This is a genomic window from Dyella ginsengisoli (assembly GCF_044904665.1).
Lineage (GTDB): Bacteria > Pseudomonadota > Gammaproteobacteria > Xanthomonadales > Rhodanobacteraceae > Dyella_A > Dyella_A ginsengisoli.
The window spans coordinates 211,769-234,217 of sequence record NZ_JADIKM010000003.1 but is presented as its reverse complement, the minus strand read 5'-3'; the positions used below and the strand labels follow the sequence as shown (position 1 = coordinate 234,217).

General features: G+C 69.1%; 24 protein-coding genes, 1 tRNA gene and 1 other RNA gene. 7 read left to right on the top strand and 19 right to left on the bottom strand.

The annotated features are described in order from the left end of the window. The 7 genes from fabF to ISP17_RS11100 form a co-directional block, all read right to left on the bottom strand. Positions 1–1,290: a beta-ketoacyl-ACP synthase II gene (gene fabF / locus ISP17_RS11130; RefSeq protein WP_404633103.1), complete on the bottom strand. Its 1,290-nt coding sequence runs from the start codon at positions 1,288–1,290 to the stop codon at positions 1–3. 213 nt (positions 1,291–1,503) lie between these two features. After that, on the bottom strand, positions 1,504–1,743 hold the full coding sequence (gene acpP / locus ISP17_RS11125; RefSeq protein ID WP_017462265.1) for an acyl carrier protein: 240 nt from the start codon (positions 1,741–1,743) through the stop codon (positions 1,504–1,506). A 210-nt stretch (positions 1,744–1,953) separates the two neighbouring features. Beyond that, the gene (gene fabG / locus ISP17_RS11120) at positions 1,954–2,697 is read right to left on the bottom strand and encodes a 3-oxoacyl-ACP reductase FabG (RefSeq protein WP_404633100.1); all 744 of its coding nucleotides are present in this window, start codon (positions 2,695–2,697) and stop codon (positions 1,954–1,956) included. Positions 2,698–2,731: 34 nt separating this feature from the next. Next, positions 2,732–3,679 carry an ACP S-malonyltransferase gene (gene fabD, locus ISP17_RS11115; protein WP_404633098.1) on the bottom strand — a complete coding sequence of 316 codons (948 nt, stop codon included), beginning with the start codon at positions 3,677–3,679 and terminating at the stop codon, positions 2,732–2,734. 139 nt (positions 3,680–3,818) lie between these two features. Continuing rightward, on the bottom strand, positions 3,819–4,793 hold the full coding sequence (locus ISP17_RS11110; protein WP_404633096.1) for a beta-ketoacyl-ACP synthase III: 975 nt from the start codon (positions 4,791–4,793) through the stop codon (positions 3,819–3,821). A gap of 158 nt (positions 4,794–4,951) precedes the next feature. Beyond that, positions 4,952–5,146 (bottom strand): 50S ribosomal protein L32, encoded by a 195-nt coding sequence (gene rpmF, locus ISP17_RS11105; RefSeq protein WP_404633094.1) that lies wholly within the window; start codon positions 5,144–5,146, stop codon positions 4,952–4,954. Positions 5,147–5,182: 36 nt separating this feature from the next. Then, positions 5,183–5,698: a YceD family protein gene (locus ISP17_RS11100; RefSeq protein ID WP_404633092.1), complete on the bottom strand. Its 516-nt coding sequence runs from the start codon at positions 5,696–5,698 to the stop codon at positions 5,183–5,185. Between the two features lie 158 nt (positions 5,699–5,856). Between ISP17_RS11100 and ISP17_RS11095 the strand changes: the two genes are divergently transcribed. Then, complete coding sequence (locus tag ISP17_RS11095) at positions 5,857–6,303, top strand: hypothetical protein (protein WP_404633090.1); 447 nt, start codon at positions 5,857–5,859, stop codon at positions 6,301–6,303. Beyond that, entirely contained in the window at positions 6,300–6,881 is a 582-nt protein-coding gene (locus ISP17_RS11090; RefSeq protein WP_404633088.1) for a Maf family protein, read from the top strand. The genes ISP17_RS11095 and ISP17_RS11090 overlap by 4 nt, the downstream gene beginning before the upstream one ends. Before the next feature lie 10 nt (positions 6,882–6,891). Here ISP17_RS11090 and ISP17_RS11085 read toward each other — a convergent pair whose 3' ends face one another. Next, a complete protein-coding gene (locus ISP17_RS11085; protein ID WP_404633086.1) occupies positions 6,892–8,517 on the bottom strand; it encodes an ArnT family glycosyltransferase in 1,626 nt (541 codons plus the stop codon). A gap of 41 nt (positions 8,518–8,558) precedes the next feature. On the opposite strand from ISP17_RS11085, the gene ISP17_RS11080 reads away from it, so the two are divergent. Genes ISP17_RS11080 through ISP17_RS11065 form a run of 4 tightly spaced genes read left to right on the top strand, consistent with a single transcriptional unit; the run spans position 8,559 to position 13,067 of the window. Further along, positions 8,559–9,497 (top strand): AAA family ATPase, encoded by a 939-nt coding sequence (locus ISP17_RS11080; RefSeq protein ID WP_404633084.1) that lies wholly within the window; start codon positions 8,559–8,561, stop codon positions 9,495–9,497. Then, positions 9,497–10,450: a DUF58 domain-containing protein gene (locus ISP17_RS11075; RefSeq protein ID WP_404633082.1), complete on the top strand. Its 954-nt coding sequence runs from the start codon at positions 9,497–9,499 to the stop codon at positions 10,448–10,450. Before ISP17_RS11080 ends, ISP17_RS11075 begins: the two co-directional genes overlap by 1 nt. Further along, positions 10,447–12,429, top strand: a complete 1,983-nt coding sequence (locus ISP17_RS11070) for a transglutaminase TgpA family protein (protein ID WP_404633080.1) — start codon at positions 10,447–10,449, stop codon at positions 12,427–12,429. The genes ISP17_RS11075 and ISP17_RS11070 overlap by 4 nt, the downstream gene beginning before the upstream one ends. Before the next feature lie 44 nt (positions 12,430–12,473). Continuing rightward, on the top strand, positions 12,474–13,067 hold the full coding sequence (locus tag ISP17_RS11065) for a Slp family lipoprotein (protein WP_404633078.1): 594 nt from the start codon (positions 12,474–12,476) through the stop codon (positions 13,065–13,067). A 65-nt stretch (positions 13,068–13,132) separates the two neighbouring features. On the opposite strand, the gene ISP17_RS11060 is transcribed toward ISP17_RS11065, so the two are convergent. The 9 genes from ISP17_RS11060 to ISP17_RS11020 all read right to left on the bottom strand — a co-directional run bounded on the left by ISP17_RS11060 (position 13,133) and on the right by ISP17_RS11020 (position 18,822). Continuing rightward, positions 13,133–13,477 (bottom strand): histidine triad nucleotide-binding protein, encoded by a 345-nt coding sequence (locus ISP17_RS11060; protein ID WP_404633076.1) that lies wholly within the window; start codon positions 13,475–13,477, stop codon positions 13,133–13,135. A gap of 18 nt (positions 13,478–13,495) precedes the next feature. Further along, the gene (locus ISP17_RS11055) at positions 13,496–13,906 is read right to left on the bottom strand and encodes a GNAT family N-acetyltransferase (RefSeq protein ID WP_404633074.1); all 411 of its coding nucleotides are present in this window, start codon (positions 13,904–13,906) and stop codon (positions 13,496–13,498) included. Between the two features lie 4 nt (positions 13,907–13,910). After that, on the bottom strand, positions 13,911–14,513 hold the full coding sequence (gene recR, locus ISP17_RS11050) for a recombination mediator RecR (protein ID WP_404633072.1): 603 nt from the start codon (positions 14,511–14,513) through the stop codon (positions 13,911–13,913). A gap of 105 nt (positions 14,514–14,618) precedes the next feature. Then, on the bottom strand, positions 14,619–14,942 hold the full coding sequence (locus tag ISP17_RS11045; RefSeq protein ID WP_404633070.1) for a YbaB/EbfC family nucleoid-associated protein: 324 nt from the start codon (positions 14,940–14,942) through the stop codon (positions 14,619–14,621). Between the two features lie 20 nt (positions 14,943–14,962). After that, positions 14,963–16,675 (bottom strand): DNA polymerase III subunit gamma/tau, encoded by a 1,713-nt coding sequence (gene dnaX, locus ISP17_RS11040; protein WP_404633068.1) that lies wholly within the window; start codon positions 16,673–16,675, stop codon positions 14,963–14,965. A 241-nt stretch (positions 16,676–16,916) separates the two neighbouring features. After that, positions 16,917–17,013: signal recognition particle sRNA small type (gene ffs, locus ISP17_RS11035), an RNA gene on the bottom strand. A gap of 57 nt (positions 17,014–17,070) precedes the next feature. After that, positions 17,071–17,163, bottom strand: a tRNA-Ser gene (locus tag ISP17_RS11030). 139 nt (positions 17,164–17,302) lie between these two features. After that, complete coding sequence (locus ISP17_RS11025) at positions 17,303–18,061, bottom strand: MBL fold metallo-hydrolase (RefSeq protein WP_404633066.1); 759 nt, start codon at positions 18,059–18,061, stop codon at positions 17,303–17,305. Next, a complete protein-coding gene (locus ISP17_RS11020; RefSeq protein WP_404633064.1) occupies positions 18,058–18,822 on the bottom strand; it encodes a 3-deoxy-D-manno-octulosonic acid kinase in 765 nt (254 codons plus the stop codon). Before ISP17_RS11020 ends, ISP17_RS11025 begins: the two co-directional genes overlap by 4 nt. A gap of 26 nt (positions 18,823–18,848) precedes the next feature. On the opposite strand from ISP17_RS11020, the gene ISP17_RS11015 reads away from it, so the two are divergent. After that, positions 18,849–19,892, top strand: coding sequence for a glycosyltransferase family 9 protein (locus ISP17_RS11015; RefSeq protein WP_404634294.1), 1,044 nt, complete (start codon positions 18,849–18,851; stop codon positions 19,890–19,892). A gap of 98 nt (positions 19,893–19,990) precedes the next feature. On the opposite strand, the gene ISP17_RS11010 is transcribed toward ISP17_RS11015, so the two are convergent. Next, complete coding sequence (locus ISP17_RS11010) at positions 19,991–20,389, bottom strand: DUF6165 family protein (protein WP_404633062.1); 399 nt, start codon at positions 20,387–20,389, stop codon at positions 19,991–19,993. A gap of 76 nt (positions 20,390–20,465) precedes the next feature. After that, positions 20,466–22,370 carry an HAL/PAL/TAL family ammonia-lyase gene (locus ISP17_RS11005; protein WP_404633060.1) on the bottom strand — a complete coding sequence of 635 codons (1,905 nt, stop codon included), beginning with the start codon at positions 22,368–22,370 and terminating at the stop codon, positions 20,466–20,468. Between the last annotated feature and the right edge of the window lie 79 nt (positions 22,371–22,449).

The following is a 22,449-nucleotide window of genomic DNA, read 5'->3' as shown; positions in this document are numbered from 1 at the left end:
TCAGAGGCGACGGAAGGCGAGCGTGCCGTTGGTGCCACCGAAACCGAACGAGTTGGAGATGGCCACGTCGAGCCTGGCCTGCTCGGCCCGGTTAGCGACCAGATCCATCCCGAGAGCGGCGACTTCCGGATCGACCTCATTCAGGTTCATGGTCGGCGGCATCACGCCATCGCGCAGCGCCATGATCGAGAAGATCGCCTCCACGCCGCCGGCGGCACCGAGCAGGTGACCGGTGACCGACTTGGTGGAGCTGACTGCGAATTGACCCTTCTTCGTGGCGTGCTCGCCGAACACATTGCGGATGGCCCTGGCCTCGCCGAGGTCACCCACCGGCGTGGAGGTGCCGTGCGCGTTGACGTACTGAACCTCTTCCGGCTTCAGGCCGGCATCGCGCAGCGCGTTGCGCATGGCCAGTTCCGCGCCGTCGCCGCTCGGCGCCGTGATGTGGTACGCGTCGCCACTCATGCCGAAGCCGATGATCTCGGCAAGAATGTTGGCGCCACGCGCCTTGGCGAACTCGTACTCTTCCAGCATCAGCATTCCGGCGCCGTTGGAGAGCAGGAAGCCGTCGCGGCCGACATCCCACGGACGGCTGGCATGCTTCGGATCGTCATTGCGTGTGGACATCGCCTTGGCCGAGCAGAAACCCGCCATTGCCGTGGGCGTGGTGGCGAACTCGGCGCCGCCCGCCAGCATGGCATCGGCATCGCCGTACTGGATCAGGCGCATCGCCATGCCGATGTTGTGCGCAGCCGTGGTGCAGGCGGAGACCAGCGCGATGTTCGGCCCCTTCAGGCCGTGGTAGATCGAAAGATTGCCCGCGACCATGTTGATGATCGAGCTGGGCACGTAGAACGGCGAGACCTTGCGCGGGCCCTTCTCGGCCAGCTCGAGCGTGGTCGACTCGATCGTGTGCAGGCCGCCGATGCCGGCGCCGGCAGCAATGCCGATGCGACCGGCGTTCTCATCCGTCACCACGATGCCGGACTGGCGGAATGCATGCGTGCCGGCAACGATGCCGTAGTGGATGAACGGATCCATCCGCTTGAAGTCCTTGCCGATCGAACGCTGCTCATCCGCAGGCACATCGGTGCCCTGGAAATAGGCGGCGACGGGATCGAAATCGCCGACCTCGCCGGCAATGCGGGTCGCGTAGGCGCTGGCATCGAACGCCGTGACCGGGCCGATGCCGCTGTTGCCCTCCAGGACGTTTTTCCAGGCGCTGGCAATGTCGTTGCCCACCGGCGAGATGATGCCCATGCCAGTGACTACCACGCGTCGCTTGCTCATGCTCTTGAGTTCCTTGGTGATGCGATTTGTTGCCCGTCGCTGCGGAAGATCCGGACGAAGGACGCGCCGCGAAACCCACGTGCGCCGGGCGCACACCATACGGGATCGGACGTTGCAGATTGCAGAAACGAAAACTGCGCCAAGATGGCGCAGCTCTCGCTATCGGTTCGCGGCGGAACAGGCACCCGAGGGCACCTGCATGCCGCGACGCGATCACTCCTTGGAGTGGGCCTTGATGTAATCGACGGCCTGCTGCACGGTGGTGATCTTCTCGGCTTCCTCGTCCGGGATCTCGGTCTCGAACTCTTCTTCCAGAGCCATCACCAGCTCGACCGTGTCCAGCGAATCTGCGCCCAGATCGTCCACGAACGAAGCGTTCGCCGTGACTTCATCTTCCTTCACGCCCAGCTGCTCGATGACGATTTTCTTGACGCGTTCTTCGATGGTGCTCATGTTGCCAAACCTCCCAAGGAGAAAATTTTCATGCTGCGCCGGCGGGTTCCGGCATAAGCCTGCGGGTCGCGTGCCCGGAGGGCGTGCCACGTACCGCTGACGGTGGAGCCACGCAGGCCTCGGGGCCGGCGCGAAGGGGGCATTGTCGCCTAAAACGGGTCTGGTGGCGACAAGGGACCCAATACGGGGCGGCGCCATGCGCCGCCGTGATCACGGCATGTACATGCCGCCATTGACGTGCAGCGTCTCGCCGGTGATGTAGGCCGCCGCCGGCGACGCCAGGAAGCCCACCGCCTTGGCGATGTCGCTCGCCTCACCCAGGTGGCCCAGCGCGATCTGGCCGAGCAGGCCGCTGCGCTGTTCCTCGCTGAGCGCGCGCGTCATGTCGGTATCGATGAAGCCCGGCGCCACCACGTTCACCGTGATGCCGCGGCTGCCGATCTCGCGCGCCAGAGACTTGGAGAACGCGATGATGCCGGCCTTGGCCGCAGCGTAGTTGGACTGGCCCGGGTTGCCGGTGACGCCGACCACCGAGGCGATCGAGATGATGCGGCCCTTGCGCGCCTTCATCATGCCGCGCATCACCGCCTTGGAGGTGCGATAGACCGAGGTGAGATTGGTGTCGAGGATGGCCTGCCAGTCCTCGTCCTTCATGCGCATCAGCAGCTGGTCGCGGGTGATGCCGGCATTGTTGACGAGGATGGAGACGGCACCGAATTCCTTGGTGATGCCGTCGATCAATCCGTCGACGGCGGCGCCGTCGGTGACATCGAGCTTGCGTCCATGGCCGCCGCGCGGCGCCAGCCGCTCGCCGATCGCGGTCGCGCCGCTGTCGCTGGTCGCGGTGCCGATCACGGTGGCGCCCATCGCGGCCAGTTCGTCGGCAATCGCCGCGCCGATGCCGCGGCTCGCACCGGTGACCAGCGCGACCTCACCCTTGAGTACGTCGTTCATGCACAAATCCCTGCAGTTCGAAATCGGTAAATTCTCAGACCCACTCGGTGCGGGCGGCCTCGAAGTCGCCCGGCGTACCGAGCGAGCGCGCCTCGATGGACTTGTCGATGCGCTTGACCAGTCCGGCCAGCACTTTGCCCGGACCGCACTCGGCGATGCGGGTGGCGCCACCGGCGACCAGCGCCTGCACGCAACCGGTCCAGCGCACCGGCAGGTAGAGCTGGCTGACCAGCGCCTCGCGGATCGACTCGACGCCGTCGTGGACGCGAGCGTCCACGTTCTGCACCACGGGAATCTTCGGCACGTGCCAGGCATACGCGGTCATCGCCTCGGCCAGCCGGTTGGCGGCCTCGCGCATCAGCGGCGTGTGCGAGGGCACGCTCACCGGCAGCTTCACCGCCTTGCGCACGCCGCGCTCGGCCAGCAGCGCCAGCGCCTTGTCCACCGCATCGGCATGGCCGCCGATCACCACCTGGCCCGGTGAATTGAAGTTGGCCGCGACCACCACGTGCACGCCGGAAGCGTCGCGACAGGCCTCCTCGACCACCGCATCCTCCGCGCCAAGCACGGCGGCCATCGCGCCCGAACCTTCCGGCGCCGCCTCCTGCATCGCCTGGCCACGGATGCGCACCAGGTGCGCAGCGTCACGCAGCGCGATCGCCTCGGCGGCGACCAGCGCGCTGTACTCGCCCAGGCTGTGGCCCGCCAACTGGGCCGGCACCGCGCCGCCCTGCGCGCGCCACAGGCGCCACACCGCCACGCTGGCGGCCAGCAGTGCCGGCTGGGTGTATTCGGTGCGGTTGAGCTGCTGCTCCGGACCCTGCTGGCTGAGCGCCCACAGGTCGACGCCCGCACCGTCCGACGCTTCATCGAACGCGGCCTTCACCTCCGGGTGCAACTCGGCCAGCTCGGCCAGCATGCCGACGGACTGGGAGCCCTGACCGGGAAAGACGAAGGCCAGCGAGGAAACAGGTGCAGTCATGAAGGCAAAACCCGGCGTGGTAAAACCGGCATGGTGCCAGCAATCGATGACGTACGCAGCCGTATCGCGAAGTTTCGTGCCATAGAACGCAGATGCCGCCCCGAGGGGCGGCATCCGGCGTGGTGCACAACAAGATCGATCAGTAGCGCAGCAGCGCCGACGCCCAGGTGAATCCGCCGCCGAAGGCTTCCAGCAGCAGGGTCTGTCCGCGCTGCACCTTGCCCGAGCGCACCGCGTAGTCCAGCGCCAGCGGCACCGAGCCCGAAGAGGTGTTGGCGTGCTTGTCGACCGTGACCACCACCCGTTCCATCGACATCTTCAGCCGCTTGGCCGTGGCCTCGATGATGCGCAGGTTGGCCTGGTGCGGAATCAGCCAGTCGATATCCGACTCCTGCATGCCGGCGGCCTGCAGCGTCTCGTCGACCAGCGAGTCCAGCGTTTTCACCGCCACCTTGAACACTTCGCGACCGGACATGCGGATGCGCACGCCATGATTCGGCTCATCGGTGAAGCCGGCGGACACGCCGACCGGGTTGTACAGCAGATCCTTGTGGCCACCGTCCGCGTGCAGGCAGGTGGCATAGATGCCCGGCTCGCTCGACGCTTCCAGCACCACCGCACCAGCGCCATCGCCGAACAGCACGCAGGTCTCGCGCTCGGTCCAGTCGACCATGCGCGTGAGCGTTTCGGCGCCGATCACCAGCACTTTCTTCGACTGCCCGCACTTGATGAACTTGTCGGCAATGCCCAGCGCGTACATGAAGCCCGAGCAGGCCGCGTTCACATCGAATGCGGCGCAGCCGTTGGCGCCGATGCGGTGCTGCACCAGGCAGGCGGTGGACGGAAAGATGATGTCCGGCGTGGTCGTGCCCAGCACGATCAGGTCCAGCTCGGACGCCTTGACGCCGGCCGCCTCCAGCGCACGCTGCGCTGCGGTCACGGCGAGATCGGCGGTGGTTTCGCCCTCGGCGACCACGTGCCGCTCGCGGATGCCGGTGCGCGACTGGATCCACTCGTCGCTGGTGTCGACGATCTTCTCGAGGTCGGCATTGGTGAGGACGCGATCCGGCAATGCGCTGCCGGTGCCGGTGATGCGGGAAAAGATCGGGGTCATTCAACTATCCATTCGCACGGTCGCTCGGGGCGTCCGCCGCTTCCACGCCAGAGGTGGAGAAGGCCGCACCGGAACCGACAAAGTACGTTCGCCTGTGCACAAAAGCAAAGCGGCGCGTTACCGCGCCGCTTTGCCAACGGAATCCCGCAAGGGACCGATCAATCCTCTTCGACGGCCGCCACGGCGGTCTCGATGACCTTCTTGCCGCGGTAGTAACCGTCGGCGGTCACGTGGTGGCGCAGGTGCACCTCACCGCTGGTCGGGTCGGTCGACAGCTGCACGGTCTTCAGCTTGTCGTGCGAACGACGCATGCCGCGGGTGGACGGGGTCTTGCGGCTCTTGGCAACGGCCATGGCGGATCTCCAACGTAATCGCTTGTTTCGAGCGGGTTATTTCTTGAGTTCGCGCAACACCGCGAACGGGTTATCGGTACGTCCCTCGTCGGCACTCTCGTCCGCCGGCGGGCTTGTCACTTCTTCGGGCAGCTGGCTGTCCGGATTGACCGGGACCAGCGGCAGCGCCAACAACAGTTCGTCCTCGATGACATCGGCCAGCACCAGCTTGCCGTCGTCCTCCACCAGCAGCGGCTCGCAGTCGGGCGACAGCCCCGACTCCTCGCGCTCCGACCGGATCAGGCCGAGCCGATTGCGCACCGATACCGGCAGCACGAACGGCTCCAGCGAACGCTGGCAGGTCACGCTCAGCGGCGCATCGGCACGTACATCGAGATACGCCATGCCCAGCTCGTCGCGACCGAACTCCAGCTCGAACCCGATCTCCCCGTCGCTGCCTGCCAGCATCCCGCACAGGCGGGGCATCGAGGCCACAGGAAGCGTTCCGACGAAGGAACGCCGCGCCGAGACCATGCGCCAAGCGTCCACGGACTCTGGCAGTGTCACGGACATAATCGCGAAATTATGGGTTTGCTCACGCCTCAAGTCAACCACGGAGCGGCGACGCGCACTCCTGAGCATCCCACAGGCGCACTTTGCCTGCGCCGCCCCGCTTGCGGCAGACTGGCTGTCCGACGATTTCCGGCGAATCCAGCCCTGTGACTCCCCAGATGATGATAGCCGGCGGCGCGGCCCTGTTCGGGCTGCTGGTCGTGCTGGTCGCCGTGATCCTCAACCAGCGCAAGCGCGAATGGCGACGCAACGCCAGCCTGCAGACCCTACTGGATCTGGCCGACCGGCTGGAGGGGGATCTGAAGACCTGCCGCACCGGCCTGCAGCAGGCGCACGCGGTGATGTCAGTCAATCCGGACACGCCACAGGCCAGCGAGAAGGATGCGCGCCAGGCGATCGACGCCGGCCTGCGCGCCCTGCTGCAGCAGCGCCTGTGGATTCGCGACTGCTCCGCCTGGGCCAGCCAGCAGGAACTCGATGCCACGGCGCAGTCGATGCGCGACACGCGTGACCGCCTGAAGCCGCTGCTGACGGCACTCAACCAGGCCCAGCACGATCTGGACAACGCCATGCGCGACCACATCCATCGCGGTCCCGGCGCATGACGGTGCCGATCGTGCTCGGCTCGACCTCGCGCTATCGCGCAGAGCTGCTGCGCCGTCTGCTGGCGGACTTCACCCAGGCCGCGCCGGGCGTCGACGAGGCGGCACTGCCCGACGAGGCACCGGCCGGACGAGCGCTGCGGCTGGCGATCGCCAAGGCCGAGGCGGTGGCGCAGACCCACCCGCAGGCGCTGGTGATCGGCTCGGACCAGGTGGCCGAACTCGGCGGCCACGTGCTGGACAAGCCCGGCACAGCGGAGCGCGCGCGTCAGCAACTGCGCGCCAGCAGCGGCCACGCGGTGCATTTCCACACGGCACTGTGCCTGCTGGATGCGCGCACCGGCGCCAGGCGCACCCACGTCGACCTTACCCGGGCCGTCTTCCGTGCCCTCGATGACGGCGAGATTGCCCGTTATGTCGAACGCGAACAGCCGCTGGACTGTGCCGGCAGCTTCAAGTGCGAGGCACTCGGCATCAGTCTGTTCGAGCGCATCGAGACGGACGACCCCAGCGCACTGATCGGCCTGCCGTTGATCGCCCTGGCGCGACTGCTGCGCGCCGCCGGACACGCGATTCCCTGAGCAGGTTCGATCAGCGCGCCATATCGGCCGCATGCGCTGCGCGCCAGAGCGGACAGGCCTCGCGCTCAACCGGCGAGGCCGGCAGCACGGAAGGTGCCACCAACGGCACCCGCCCGCGATAGAAAGCGAAGCGCTTGCGACCGCCGTAGAGATCCAGCCGTCCCGCCGGTTGCGGCGCATCGATGCGTCGGCACAGCGTGCCCTGCCAGACCAGCCGCTCGCGCTCGCTCTGCGCGGTTTCCTCCACCACCAGCAGCATGGGCTGGCCCGCGTGCGCGGCGCGCAGTGCCGCCTCGTCGCGCTGCCAGATCGCCAGCTGCGGTGCGCGGCCGTGCTTGATGTTCAGGGGGCTGTCCAAGCTGTAAACCGGCCGACGGTCATCCGGACGATCGCCACCGAGCGCGAAATCCAGTTCGGCCGCGAGCACAAAATTATCGGCGACCAGCACCGCATCGTCGGCACGCGCAGCGGTGACTTGCAGCGCCGCCTCGCGCCATCCGACGAAGGCATATGGAAAAGCCTTCAGCCCGGCCAGGCGGGTCGCCCCACCCGGCGAGGCCGCCAGTGCGAGGTACGCCAGCCCCAGCATCTGCCCCGCGACAGCCAGGCCCAGCGCCGCCATCAACCAGCGGCGGCCGGCTCGGGCACTCTGCCCGGCCCATAACAACGCAGGCAATACGGCGAGCAGCGGCAGATATCCCGGCAACGGCCAGTGCGCGCGAAAGCGCAGGTCGTCCGCAAACAAGCCCAGCACGAAATACAGCCCGAGGAACCCGACCGCCACGAACGCGATCACGTCCCACGGCGCTCCCTCGCGGCGGCGGCGCCACGCCTGCCACGCCGCCCACAGCAGCAGCGCATAAAGCAGCGGCGTGCAGGCCAGGGCCTGCTCCAGCGGCTGCACCAGCGCACTGGCGTGGAACTGCCAGGGATTGCGGTCGACCAGCTGGAAGGCGACCCCGGCACCACGTTGCTGCCAGTTGGACACCAGCAGCGGGATCAAGCCGAGCGACGCCACCGCCAGCGCCAGCCACAGACCGCGACGTCGCCACAGCGCGCGACCTCGCGGTGCAAAGGCAAGAAACAGCAGCCCCACCAGCATCGGCATGGCCGCGCGATAATGCGTCATCCACGCCAGCGCGAGCGCTCCGCCGAGCAGCAGCCAATCGCGCCATCGATCCGCGGCGGCCACGCGCTGCAGCGCGAGCACGGCCAGCATGATCGCCACCGTCAGCGGCACGTCCGGCACGGCAAGCACACCGAGCGTGCCGGCCAGCGGCAGCGCCAGAGACAGCAGGCCGGCCTGCCAGCCCGTGCGTGCATCGAACGCCTCGCGGGCGAAACACGCCACGATCCACGGCAGCGCCGCGCCCAGCAGCAGGAACGGCCAGCGCATGCCGAGCAGGCCGTGCCCCGCCACGGTTTCGCCGAGGCGGATCAGCCACGCGGTCAGCGGCGGCAGGTCGCTGTAGCCCCAGGCGAGGTGCCGGCTCTCCTGCCAGTAGAACGCCTCGTCGCTGAAAGGCGCGAGCGTCGCGGCGAGCGCGATCTTGACCAGCAGCAGTGCGACAAACGCCCCCAGGAATGCGGCTCGCCAGCGCGCGACGGGCGCGACTACACTGGATCGATCACGCATGCATCACGCTCCGGTGCGCCGCCAGGGAACTGCCTAACCACATGTCCGCCACTCCATTACGCGATGATCCCCTGCTGCGCCGGCTGGATGCGGCGCTGGCGCAGGTCAACCAGGTGCTGCTGGGCAAGCCGCGCCAGGTGAAGCTGGCGTTCGCCTGCCTGATCGCCGGCGGCCACCTGCTGCTGGAAGACGTGCCCGGCGTGGGCAAGACGACGCTGGCGCATGCGCTGGCCGCCACCTTCTCGCTCGACTTCCAGCGCGTGCAGTTCACCAGCGACCTGCTGCCGTCGGACATTATCGGGGTGAGCGTGTACGAGCGCGAGACGGCGCAGTTCCGCTTCCACCCCGGCCCGATCTTCGCCGGCCTGCTGCTCGCCGACGAGATCAACCGCGCCACGCCCAAGACGCAGAGCGCGTTGCTCGAAGCGATGGCCGAAGGCCAGGTGACCGTGGACGGCCAGACCCACGCGTTGCCGGTGCCGTTCTACGTGGTGGCCACGCAGAATCCGCTCGATCTAAACGGCACCTTCGCCCTGCCCGACTCGCAGCTGGACCGCTTCATGCTGCGCATCTCGTTGGGTTACCCCGATGCCGGCGCCGAGCGCGCCCTGCTCACCGGCAGCGATCGCCGCGGCTTGCTGGCCCAGCTGCAGCCGCAACTCGACGGCACCAGCCTGCTTGAACTGCAGCGGCGCGCGCAGGCGATCACCACCAGCCAGGCGCTGCTCGACTACCTGCAGGCGCTGCTCGCGGCCAGCCGCCGGCACACCGAGATCCGCGTGGGGCTGTCGCCGCGGGCCGGCCTCTCGCTGCTCGCCGCTGCGCGCAGCTGGGCGCTGCTCAGCGGTCGCAATCACGTGCTGCCGGAAGACCTGCAGGCCTTGTTCGTGCCGCTGGCCGGCCACCGGCTCGTGCCCAGCCGCGGCAGCAGCGGCGAGGCGCTCGCGCGCGAGCTGCTCGCCGAGGTGGCGGTGGACTGATGCCCGCTCCGCTGCAAGCCCTGCAGCGCTGGGCCGAACGGCGCCTGCCCGCGCTGACCCGTTATCGCCGCCCCGAGCCGCTGCCGATCGAACTGCACCGCCGGCGCATCTACATCGTGCCGACCGGCTTCGGCCTGGGCTTCGGCATGCTGCTGCTGGTGATGCTGGTGGGCTCGCTCAACTACACCAACAACGCCGCCCTGCTGCTCACCTGCCTGCTCGGCGCAGCGAGCATGAGCTCGATGCTGCTGGCCTTTCGCGTGCTCGACGGCGTGACGCTCGTGCACATCCGCGCCGGCCATGCCGTTGCCGGCCAGCCGATCGACCTGCACCTCGGCTTCCGTGCCGCGCGGGCGCGCGAATCGGTGCGGGTGGATCTGGATGACGGCACCCAGGCCTTCGCCATCGGCGCCACCGGCGAGACCGAGGTGGCGTTCTCCATCGCCACCGAATTCCGCGGCTGGCAGCCGCTGCCGCGGCTGCGCGTGTGGAGCACCTGGCCGCTGGGCATGTTCCGCGCGTGGAGCTGGTTGTATCCGGAGCAGTCGGTGCTGGTGTGGCCGCGCCCGGAAGCGCGCGGCCCCGCCCCGCAGGCGCCGGACGAGGATCCCGCCCGCCGCCGCCTGCACCGCGGCGACGACCTCGCCGCCCTGCGCGACTATCGCGTGGGCGATCCGCAGCGGCACGTGGCGTGGAAGGCCAGCGCCCGCCACGAGGGCCTGCTGGTGAAGGACTTCGAGCAACCGCAGTCGCACGAGGAGTGGCGGCTGGACTGGCGCGAGCTCGGCCACCTAGACAGCGAATCGCGCATCGCGCGCCTCGCCCGCTGGGTCGGCGAGGCGCACGCCCAGCGCCGTCGCTACAGCCTGTGGCTGCCCACCCAGGAGATCGCCGCGGGCAGCGGCGCCGACCACTACGCGCGCTGCATGAGCGCATTGGCCCTGCTGCCGTGAGCTGGCTGGCGCGACTGCTGCGACGCCCGCTGGCGCCTGCACCGCTCGACCGGCGCAGCTTCGACTTCCTGGTGCTCACCATGCTCGGCGTGCTGGCGCTGCACGCGCCCCACCTGCCGTGGTGGCTCAGCGGTGGTCTCGGCGGCGTGCTGGCGCTGCGCTGGTGGCAACGTCGGAGGCAACCGGGCAAGGCGCCGGCGTGGCTGAAGCTGCCGCTGATCGCCCTGCTCACGCTGGCGATCTTGACCACCTACGGCACGGTGTTCGGGCGCGCGCCCGGCTCGGCGCTGGCGGTTGGCCTGCTGGTGCTCAAGCTGCTGGAAAGCGAGACGCCACGCGACGCGCGGGTCGGCATCGCCTTCGCCTGCTTCGCGCTGATGGCTGCGCTGCTGTTCGACCAGAGCCTGCTCATCACCATCGGCGTGGCGATCGGCCTGCTACCGGCGTTTGCCGCCCTGCGCGCACTGGAGCCCGCACAGGCATCGACCAGCCTGCCGCGTCAGCTGGTTCCGGGCCTGGTGCTGCTGGTGGCCTCGCTGCCACTGACGCTGTTCACCTTCGCATTGGTGCCGCGGCTGAGCTCGCCCCTGTGGGGTGCACCTCAGCGGGACGAGGCGCGCACCGGCCTGAGCAGCGAGATGTCGCCCGGTGCGATGACCGAACTGCTGATCGACGACAGCCCGGCCATGCGCGTCGCCTTCGATGGCTCTCTGCCGCCACCACGCGCATCGCTGTATTTTCGCGCCTACGTGATGTGGGACTACGACGGCAGCAGCTGGCACGCCGTGGACATCGCCAACCGTCCGGCCGATCCGGTGGAGCCTGCCGACTCGGTCGGCTACACCGTGACCCTGCTGCCGACCGGCCAGCGCGTGCTGCCCGCGCTCGACGTGCCGCTGCAGACCGTCGACGGCGCCGAGCTGCGGCGCGAGCGGATGCTGATGCGCGCGCAGCCGGTCAACGACACGCTCACTTACCATCTCACCTCGGCCCTGCACTATCGGCTGCAGCCCACGCTGGATCGCGGGCGACAGGCGGCGCTGCAGCTGCCGCAGGGCTTCAATCCCCGCACGCTGGAACTGGGCCGCCAATGGCATGCGCGCTACGGCAACGACACTGCCGCGATCGTGCGTGCCGCGCTGGACCTGTTCCACGACGGCGGTTTTAGCTACACGCTGGCGCCTGCACCGCTCGGTCGCGACGCCATGGACGACTTCCTGTTCTCCACGCACGAAGGCTTCTGCGAGTACTACGCCTCGGCCTTCACCGTGCTGATGCGCGCGGCAGGCGTGCCGGCGCGCGTGGTCACCGGTTACCAGGGTGGCTTCTGGAACAAGTTCGGCAACTACCTGCTGGTGCGCCAGTCCGACGCCCATGCCTGGAGCGAGGTGTGGGTGGCCGGGCGCGGCTGGGTGCGCGTCGATCCCACCGCGGCCGTGCGGCCCGAGCGGGTCAACCTCGGCGCCGCGGCGGCGGCCGGCGGGAGCGATCGTCCCTGGTACCAGGACGCCTGGCTGCAGGGGTTGCGCAACCGCTGGGACATCGTCAACCGCTGGTGGGACAAGGGCGTTATCGGCTTCGATGCGCTGCGCCAGCGCGGCCTGCTCACACCGTTCGGCGTGCAGGAGACCGATACGCAGATGCTGACCTTGCTGCTGGTGCTGGGCAGCGTGCTGTTCGCCTCGATCGGCCTGGCCTGGGCACTGGCGCGGCGGGCGCGCATCGACCCGGCACTGGCCGGCCTGCGACGACTGGAACGCCAGCTCGGCAAGGCGGGGGTCGTGCGTCGGCGCGGCGAGGGGCCGCAGCACTACCTGCGGCGTGCAGCACGCGCCCTGCCCGGGCAACGCGACACGCTGCTGCAGCTGATGGAGCAGTACCTGCAGCTGCGATACGGTGAAACCGAACCGGCCCGTGAATCGCTGCGGGCCTTTCAACGCGCGGCGCGGGATTTTCACGTGCCGCGCGTGGTCCAATGATGTCGACGCGATGGCGCGGCCATCGTCCTGAGCTGGAGAAACCCATGTCCGTCTACCGATCGATCACGCTGGCTTCGGCCGTCGCCCTGCTCGCCGCCTGCGCCACGGTACCCAAGCCACTGGAAGGCACCTATACCGACATCTCCACCACCAGCGCCCAGCAGGGTGGTGCCGGCGGCACCCGCGTGCGCTGGGGCGGCGAGATCATCAAGACCGAGCCGGGCGCGCAGGAGACCTGCTTCTACCTGCTGTCGCGCCCGCTCGACTCGCAGGCCCGCCCGCGCTCGGCCCGTAGCGACGACGACAAGGCGCAGGGCCGCTTCGTGGCGTGCCGCGCCGGCTTCTACGATCCGGAAGTATTCACCCGCGGGCGCGAGGTGACGGTCACCGGCACGCTGCACGGCATCGTGTCGCAGAAGGTGGGCGACTTCGACTACGCCTATCCGCGCGTGGAAGCGGACGTGGTGTACCTGTGGCCGCGCCGCCCGGCGGTGGTCAACTATCCGCCGGGCTTCTACGACCCGTTCTGGGGCCCGGGCTTCGGTCCCTGGGGACCGGGCTACTGGGGCAATCCCTACTGGTACCAGCCGCGCGTCATCGTGGTGCCGGCGCCGCCTCCGCCCCCGCCCAAGAAGTAAGCCCTGCAGACAGCAAAACGCCGGCGTCATGCCGGCGTTTTTTCATGCCCTGCCGAGAGTACTGATCAGCCGGGCGGCCAGGTCAGCTTGCGGCCCGCCAGCAGGTGCACGTGCAGGTGGTAAACAGTCTGCCCGCCGTGGGTATTGCAGTTGACGACCGTGCGGTAGCCATCCTCGGCAAAACCCTCCTGTTTGGCGTAGTTCGCGGCGGCCAGCAGCACCTTGCCGAGCAGGACCGCGTCCTCGGGCGTGGCGTCGTTGAGCGTGGCGATCGGCTTTTTCGGGATGAACAGCACGTGCACCGGCGCCTGCGGATTGAGGTCGCGGAAGGCGAGCACCTCATCGTCCTCGTAGACGATGTCGGCGGGAATCTCGCGCCGGATGATCTTGCCGAAAATGGTGTCGCCCATGGTGTGACTCCCGTTCGTTCAAAGCCGCAGCAACATGCCGTGCGCCCCGGGCGCCACCAGCCCGAAGCCGAATTTCTCGTAAAGCCGGTGAGCCGTGCCGTCGGCGATCAGGCCGACCATCGCGCGCGCCGGCGCACGTGCATGCACCTCGTCCATCAGCGCTTGCATGATGCGCCGCCCCAGCCCCTGGCCCTGCCACGCCGGCGCCACCGCGATGTCGACCACGAACAGGAACAGGAACAGGCCGCCGTCGCCCACCACGCGCCCCATGCCGACCAGCTCGCCCGCATGGCGCAGGCAGACCGAGCACCAGCTGGCCGGCAGGCCCAGCCGCGCACCCGCGGACGTCATCGCACTGAGCCCGGCGGCGCTGCGCAAGGCGAGGTATTCGTCCTCGCTGGGAATCGCCAGCGAAAGCTCGGGCGTCATCGGCTCACTCCAGCGTCTGCCGGCTGCCGAAGGCGTGCGCCAGCGTGCCGCGGTCGACGTACTCCAGCTCGCCGCCCAGCGGCACGCCGTGCGCCAGCCGGGTGGCGCGCACGCCGCCGGCGCGGGCGAGCTGGGCGAGATAGTGCGAGGTGGCCTCGCCCTCCACCGTCGGGCTGGTGGCGATGATCAGCTCCTCCACCTCACCCTCGGCCAACCGTTCGGTGAGCAGGTGCAGGCCCAGCTCGCGCGGGCCCAGTCCGTCCAGCGGCGACAACCGACCGAGCAGTACGAAGTACTGCCCGCGATAGCCGGTGGCCTGCTCGACCGCCGCAAGATCCGTGGGCGATTCCACCACGCACAGCACGTGGCGATCGCGGCTGGCGCTGGCACACAGCGGGCACACCGCATCCTCGCTGAAATTGCGGCAGCGGCTGCAGTTGCCGATGCGCTGCATCGCCTGCTCCAGCGCGCCGGCCAGCTTCAGGCCACGCTCGCGTTCGCGCTCGAGCAGGTGAAAGGCCATGCGCTGCGCACTCTTCGCACCCACGCCGGGCAGGCAGCGCAGCGCGTCGATCAACTCGGCAAGCAGGGGGGATGCGGATGACATGGGAGATTCGAGGAGTGAGTGGAGGGGAGTGAGAAGTGAGAGAAAAGCGGAGGATCGCCGATGACCGGACTTTCACTCCTCATTCCTCTTGACTCACTCCAGCCTTCAGAACGGCATCTTGAAGCCAGGCGGCAGGTTCATCCCGGCGGTGACGCCGCCGAGGCGATCCTTGCTGGCCGCCGCGACCTTGTTCACCGCGTCGTTCATCGCCGCGGCCACCAGGTCTTCGGCCATCTCCGGATCGTCGGCGAACAGCTGGCGGTCGATCTGCACGCGGCGCACTTCGTGCGCACCGGTCATCACCACGCTGACCAGGCCGCCGCCGGCGCTGCCGGTGACTTCCATCCGCGCCAGTTCTTCCTGCGCGCGCTTCATGTCTTCCTGCATGCGCTGGGCCTGCTGCATGAGCTGGCCGATCTGTCCTCTCATGGGTCTACTCCGGTGTGTGTTCAGCCCGACACGGGCTTGATGGATTGCGGTACGACGCGGGCGCCGAAGTCGCGCTTCAACGCCTGCACCAGGGGATCTTCCTCGATGGACCGCTCCGCGCGCGCCTGCGCGGCGTCGCGCGCCTCGGCCGCCCGCGCCGCCGGCGTATGGCTGGCCGCGCTGGCGTCGCTGACGAAGCGCAGCCGGATGCGCTCGCCCAGCGCCCGGCCGACCTGCTCTTCCATCTGGCTCACCATCGGCTCCACCGCCAGGTGCATGTGCGATTCCTGCAGCACCAGAGTCAGCGTCTGGCCATCGCGTTCGCGCAGGGCGGCATTCTGTGCCAGCTGGCCGAGCGGTCCGCGCAGGCCGGCCTGGTCGATCAGCGCGGCCCAGTCCGGCAGGCCGCGCGCGTCGAGCGGCACCGCGGCACGCGGCGGCGCTGCTGCTGGCGCGGGTACCGGTGCGATGACCGGGCGTTCGACCGGCGCGACCGGCGCTGCCGGGGACGCCGCCACCATCGCCGGCGGCGCGGCGGGCGGGCGTTCCATCGGCGGCCGCACCGTGCTGGACACCGAAGCCGCGGCCGGCGCCACGCGGGCCGGCACCGAACGCGCTGACGGTGCAGCGCCATCGGACGCGTCGCCGGGTCGGAACGCCAGCATGCGCAGCACGGCCATCTCGAAGCCGGTGCGCGCATCCGGGGCGAGCACGAGGTCGCGCCGGCCGGTGGTGGCGATCTGGTAGTACAGCTGCACGTCTTCCGGCGCGAACTGGGTCGCGAGTGCGGCCAGTTCCTCCGCGGCGCTGTCGTCGCCGGTTTCGGGCTGATAGCCCGGCACCAGTTGCATCAGCTGGATGCGGTGAAGCACGGCGGCGACGTCGTCGAGCACACCGCCGAAGTCGGGCGAGTAGGAGGCGATGCGCGCGCATTCGAGCATCAGCGCCTCGCCCTGCCCTGCCGCCAGCGCCTGCAGCAGGCCCAGCACCTGGCCGCGCGCCACGCTGCCGAGCATGGCGCGCACGTCGTCGGCCTTCAGTGCGCCGCCGCCGTAGGCGATCGCCTGATCGAGCAGCGACAGGCCGTCACGCAGCGAGCCGTCGGCGCCACGCGCGAGCTCGACGATGGCGGCGTCCTCGTAGGCGATGTTCTCGGCAGCGAGGATGTGCCGCATCTGCCCGGAGATCTGCTCCGGCAGCAGGCGTTTGAGATTGAACTTCAGGCAGCGCGACAACACCGTCACCGGCAGCTTCTGAGGGTCGGTGGTGGCGAGCAGGAACTTCACATGCGGCGGCGGTTCTTCCAGCGTCTTCAGCAGCGCGTTGAACGCCGGCTTGGACAGCATGTGCACCTCGTCCACCAGGTACACCTTGAAGCGGCCGCGCGACGGAGCGTACTGCGCGTTCTCGATCACCTCGCGCACGTCGTCCACGCCGGTGTTGCTGGCCGCGTCGATTTCCAGCAGGTCGACGAAGCGCCCCGCATCGACCGCCGTGCATACCGAGCACTCGCCGCACGGATCGGCCGACTCGCCGCGCTCGCAGTTGAGCGACTTGGCGAAGATGCGCGCGATCGTGGTCTTGCCCACGCCGCGCGTGCCGGTGAACAGGTAGGCGTGGTGCATGCGGCCGCTGTCCAGCGCGTTGGTCAGCGCGCGCACCACGTGCTCCTGCCCCACCAGCTCGGCGAACTTGCGGGGGCGCCACTTGCGCGCGAGGACCTGATAGGACATGCGTTAAAGCCTGCTCGTGACGTTCATGCGCCGGCCGCGGATGCGGGCCGCCGCCCGCTGCGGTGTCGATACCCGCTGCCGGCCACGACGGAGAACCGGCGCGACGAGCGATGGGTCGACTGATCTTGGGGCGAGTCCCGATTGTGCCAAGTCGACGCCGGCAAGTCAGCCGCCGTCATGGTCGCGGGATCGAAACCTGAGGAGCGCGCGGGCGCAGCGCGTGGCGCCGAAAAGGCGGCAGCCCCGCCAGCCACACCCCGGCACCCGAATCATCCACTACCGTTGCTTCCTTCCGGACCTGGCGGGGTTTGCGGACTATCGTCGCGGGGGGACCGACGGGGCCACCATAGACGTTCAGCACGATGGCCATGCGGCCAACGCAGACTTTCAAAAACTGGCGGAGAGAGAGGGATTCGAACCCTCGATACGGGGATAAGCCGTATACACACTTTCCAGGCGTGCTCCTTCAACCACTCGGACATCTCTCCGCAAAACACTTCCGACGCGCATCCTGCAGCGTCGTAACGCAGTCCGGACCGATGGCCCATTGTGCGCACCGGTCGGGTCGACCCGGCAAAGAGGCGGAAGGATAGCGGCAGGCCCTGAACGAGACAAGCGCGGCGACGTTCAGCCCGCGTCGGCGCGCACGGGCGGCGGGGTCGCCAGTGCGAGGCGCTCGCCGGCACGTGCCACGGCGTAGCCACGCGCGGCCAGCGCGTCGCCATCGGCGGCGCTGCCATAGTGGTAAAGCACCAGCCGGGCGCGCAGCGCGGCGTCGTATTCACGCTCGATGTCGTCGATGCCGGTGTGCGAGGGATTGCCAAGCACGCCGCAGTCGTGCGCCACGCGCGCGTCGCCGACGGCATGCAGCGCGAGTATCTCCGGGATCGGCCGGGTGTCACCGGTGTAGACGAAGCTGCCGCGCAGGGCCAGGCCGAACGAGGTGCCCGGCCGGTGGTGGCGCGTGCCGAACACGTCGAACCAGCAACCGTCCAGCCAGAAGCCGCGGGTGCACGGCACCAGCTGGAACGCCTCCCAGAAGTTCGCCCCACCCTCGGCCAGCGCGCCGGGATAGTCCGCCACACGCATCTGCAGCCACGGCAGCAGTTCGGCGTGCAGGAACACCCGCACGCGTCCGCGGCGTGCCGGATCGAACCACAGCTTGAAGAACAGTCGCTCCAGCCCCGCCACGTGGTCCATGTGCGTGTGCGTGATGTACAGCGCGGACGGGACCGCACCGTAGGCGGCGTGATAGCGGTCGAGCGTGTCGGGACCGCAGTCGATCAGCAGCAGCGGCTCGCCGTCGCGCTCCACTACCGCCGAGGACGAGCCCAGCTCCACCGCATGCGCCGCCCCCGTGCCGAGGAAATGCAGAGCCCAGCTCATGCGCCAAATGTCCGCTCGTAACCGCGCAGCACCGAGGCCCACACGCCGCTGTCGAACGCCTCCTCGCGACCTTCTGCAGCACCCAGCTTGATCAGCGAGCGGCGCAGGCGCTGCAGGTTGGCCAATCGCCAGCCGTCCGCCGGGGTGCGAAAGCGGCCGCGGTCGAAGTCGATCAGGTACAGGCCGGCCGGGGCAATCAGGATGTTGTGCGCATTGAGATCGGCGTGCCAGACACCTTCACGATGAAAGCGCGCGACCAGAGCGCCCACCTCCTCGGCCAGTTCGGCGCCGATGCCGGCCACGGTCATCCGCTCGGCCAGCGTTTCGGCGCGCGCGATCCGACGGGTGATCAGGTCCGCGCTGTACCACAGGCCGCGCCGGCGATAGCGCACCGCCACCGGCTCGGGTGCCGGCAGCCCGAGCCGGCACAGCGCCTGCAGCAGGCGGAACTCGGCGAAGCAGCGCGTGCGCGAGGCACCGGTCCACAGGTAGCGATCGCCCATCAGCACGGCCACCGCGCCACCGCGCCGGTAGTGACGCAGCACGCATTCGCCGGCGGGCGTGTCGATCACCGCCACGCCGCCGCGGCCACCGGGCTGCGCCTGCAGCACGCCGTGGCGGCGCCAGTGATCGGGGTCGAACCAGTCGTGGTCGACTTGTGGCGACACCCCGGGGTCGAACAGAATCACGCCTTCCGCGTTCCGGCGGAGCTGTTCCCGCACGATCGTGCCCGGCATGTCTGGCGCGCTGTCTGCATTCATGGCCCCGCTGATTCTATCCCATGCCGATGTCCGCTCCCGCCTCGATCTGCCTGTTGCGCACCTCCGCCATTGGCGACGTGACCCACGTCGTGCCGCTGGTGCGCACCCTGCAGCAGGCGCTGCCGGAAACCGCACTCACCTGGATCGTCGGCAAGCTGGAACGCCGCCTGGTGGGGGACCTGCCGGGCGTGCGCTTCGTCACCTTCGACAAGGGCGCAGGCCGCGCCGGCATCCGCGCGGTGCACACCGAGCTCAAGGGCGAGCGCTTCGACGCCCTGCTGCAGATGCAGGTAGCGCTGCGTTCCAACCTGCTCAGCCTCGGCATCCGTGCCGAGCGGCGCATCGGCTACGACCGCGCGCGCTCGAAGGACCTGCACAGCCTGGTGGTCAACGAACGCATCCCCGCACGCACCGGCGAGCACGTGCTCGATGCCATCGGCAGCTTCTGCGAGCCGCTGGGCCTGAAGCAGACCCAGGTGCGCTGGGACATTCCCATCCCCGATGCGGACCGCGAGTGGGCGCAGCAACAGCTGCCCGGCGAACGCCCCACGCTGCTGGTGAGCCCCACCTCCAGCCACGTGCTGCGCAACTGGCGTGCCGAACGTTACGCGGCGGTGATCGACCATGCGATGGCCAGAGGCTGGCGGGTGGCGCTGGTCGGCGGACCGTCCCACCAGGAACGCGCGATGGCCGACGCCGTGCTCGCGGCCGGCACGCATGCACCACTCGACCTCACCGGCAAGGACACGCTCAAGCGGGCGCTCGCGCTGTTCGCTCGCGCGCAGCTGCTGCTGACGCCGGACTCCGGCCCGATGCACATGGCCAATGCGGTGGGAACCAAGGTGCTTGGCCTGCATGCGGCCAGCAACCCGGATCGCTCCGGCCCCTACTCCGACCGCCGCTGGTGCGTGAACCGCTACGACGAGGCCGCGCGCACCTTCCGTGGCAAACCCGCCAGCGAGCTGCCCTGGGGCGCGAAGATCGAGAAACCAGGCGTGATGGACCTGATCACGGTGGACGACGTGATCGAACGCTTCGAGGCGGCCGCCAGCCATCTCGGCCTGTCCTGACCCATGCAGGAGTCCGCTCGCGGCGATGCCTTTCGCTTTGATATGGCATCAGAGCCAGAGCATCGCCCGCGAGCGGGCCCCCGCGTGATTCGAATCGATCAGACGGCGCGGTAATCCTGGTAGGACTTCTCTTCCACCAATTGCGAGCCGAGCTTGAGGTTGATCTCGCGCTTCACCGCGGCGCGCTCGTCGTTGCGGAAGTAGACCGCGCGGGCCAGCTCGATGAACTCGGCGTCGAACGCCTGCGCCTTTTCCTTCAGGCGGATGTAGTCCTCGATGTCCCACAGCGCCTGGTTCACCGCCAGCAGGCGGGCGCGTTCGTCGGCGATGTCGGTGTGCGAGGCCGGATGACCGGCCCAGGTGGCGTTGAGCAGGTCCAGCTCGGTGCGCACGTTGGCGAGCTTGGCCGGGTCGCGGATCTGCTGCGACTTGATCTCCAGGATGGTGATCTTGTCGATCAGCTCGCCGAAGGAAACGGGGGTCTGGATCAGGCTCATCGGAAACTCCGCAATCGTGCGGTGCGCCGGGCGGCGCACCGGGGAAATCAGCGCAACAGGATAGCCGGGCGCCGCGTCAGGCCGCGCCGTCCAGCACCGCGCCGCGGGCAACCAGCTCGCACACCGTGCGCACGTCGCCGTCCATCGCGCGGTCGCGGTGCATGAAGCCGATGTGCTGGCGCAGGCGTTCGTGCGCGCGGCGCACGGCGGCGCCGGCGTGGTAGTCGCCCACCTCGGCCAGCGCGGCGGTGAGCGCCTTCACCTCGTCGACGAACTGGGCGTGGTGCGGGCTGTCCTCGCGCGGCGCATTGGTGATCTTGGCGGCCAGCGCGCGCCAGTCGCCGCGGGCGGCCAAGCGGCGTGCGGCGTTGAGCATTTCCTGGCGGTAGTCCAGCGCCTGCGCCGCGGTGTACAGCTCCAGCGCCAGCACGTGGCCGAGGTCCTCGCACATGTCCAGCACGTGGCGCGCCTCGTTGGCACCCATCGACACGTGATCCTCGGCGTTGGCGCTGGTCGGCACCGAATACACGCTGGCCGGATGGGCGCGCGTGGCCAGGTCGTTCACCAGCGCCGCGGCGGTGTACTGCACGATCATGAAGCCCGAATCGGTGGCGTCCTCGTTGCCGGTGAGGAAGGCCGGCAGACCGTCGTTGGTGGCCGGGTCCACCAGCTTGTTGAGCCGGCGCTCGGAGATCGAGGCCAGTACCGGGATCGCCGCCTTCACGTAGCTCATCGCCAGCGCCAGCGGCATGCCGTGGAAGTGGCCGGCGGAGATCACCTGCTCCTCGATGAACTGCGCGGCGTCGTTGTCGGGGAAGATCAACGGGTTGTCGGTGACCGCGTTCAACTCGATGTCGAACACGCGGCAGGCCTGGGCCCAGGCGTCGCGCACCGCGCCGTGGACCTGTGGCATGCAGCGCAGGCTGTAGGCGTCCTGCGGCTGGTGCTTCTTGCCGCCCTTGAACGGCAGGAAGCGGTTGTAGAACGCCTCGCGGCCGTGGCGCTGGTTGGCCGGCACCCATTCCCAGCCGATGTCGAAGCTGAGCGCCTGGTCCTCCGGCGTGCTCCATGCATCGGAGGCCCACTGCCGGAAGCGCGGCACGAGGTGGTACGGGATGTCGACCAGGGTCGAGCCTTCCAGCAGATCCCGGACACGCGCAGCGGTCTCCACCTGCCCCGGATGCGGGCGCAGCGCGTGCACCTCTTCGCGCAGTGCGCCGCTGCGGCCGGCGAAGGCGTCCAGCGTCATCGCCGCGGCGAGGTCGGCGGTGTCGAGCAGGCGCTCCAGCGTGTCCAGCGCCAGCGCGCCAGTGGCCAGCATCTGCGCAGTGCCGTTGTTCAGCGCCAGGCCTTCCTTGAACGACAGCCGGATCGGCTCCAGCCCCGCGCGCTTGAGCGCCTCGGCGCCCGGCATGCGCTCGCCCTGGTAGAACGCCTCGCCGCCACCGAGCAACACGATCGCCAGGTGCGACAGCGGCGCCAGATCGCCGCTGGCGCCGACCGAGCCCTTCTCCGGCACCACCGGCACAATGCCTGCGTTGAGCATGGCGGTCAGCGCTTGAAGCGTGGAGACGCGGATGCCGGAATGACCGCGCATCAGCGTATTGATGCGGATCACCAGCATCGCCCGCACCACGTCCTCGGCGAACGGCCTGCCCACGCACACCGCGTGGGTGATGATCAGGTTGTGCTGCAGCTCGTCCAGCAGCGTGCCTTCCGGCTGGTGCGGATGGCCGCCCGGCAGCTCGTCGCGCAGGCGATGCGCGCCCAGCAGCTTGTCGGCGTTGGAGCCGAAGCCGGTGGTGACGCCGTAGGTCGGTTCGCCGCAGCTCACCTTTTCGGCGAGGAAATCCGCCGCGCGCTGTACGCGCGCAAGCTGGTTCGGATCCAGCTGCACGGACGCGCCGCCGCGGGCGACTGCGACCAGCTGCTTGCGGGTGAGGCTGTTGCCGTCCAGGGTGATGAAGTCGTGCGAAGTCACTCGATTCTCCGTGCAGGTGACCCGCGCTCGTGTCGCGAGGCCACTGGATATGGGGTGCGGTCGCGACCGGCACCGGACG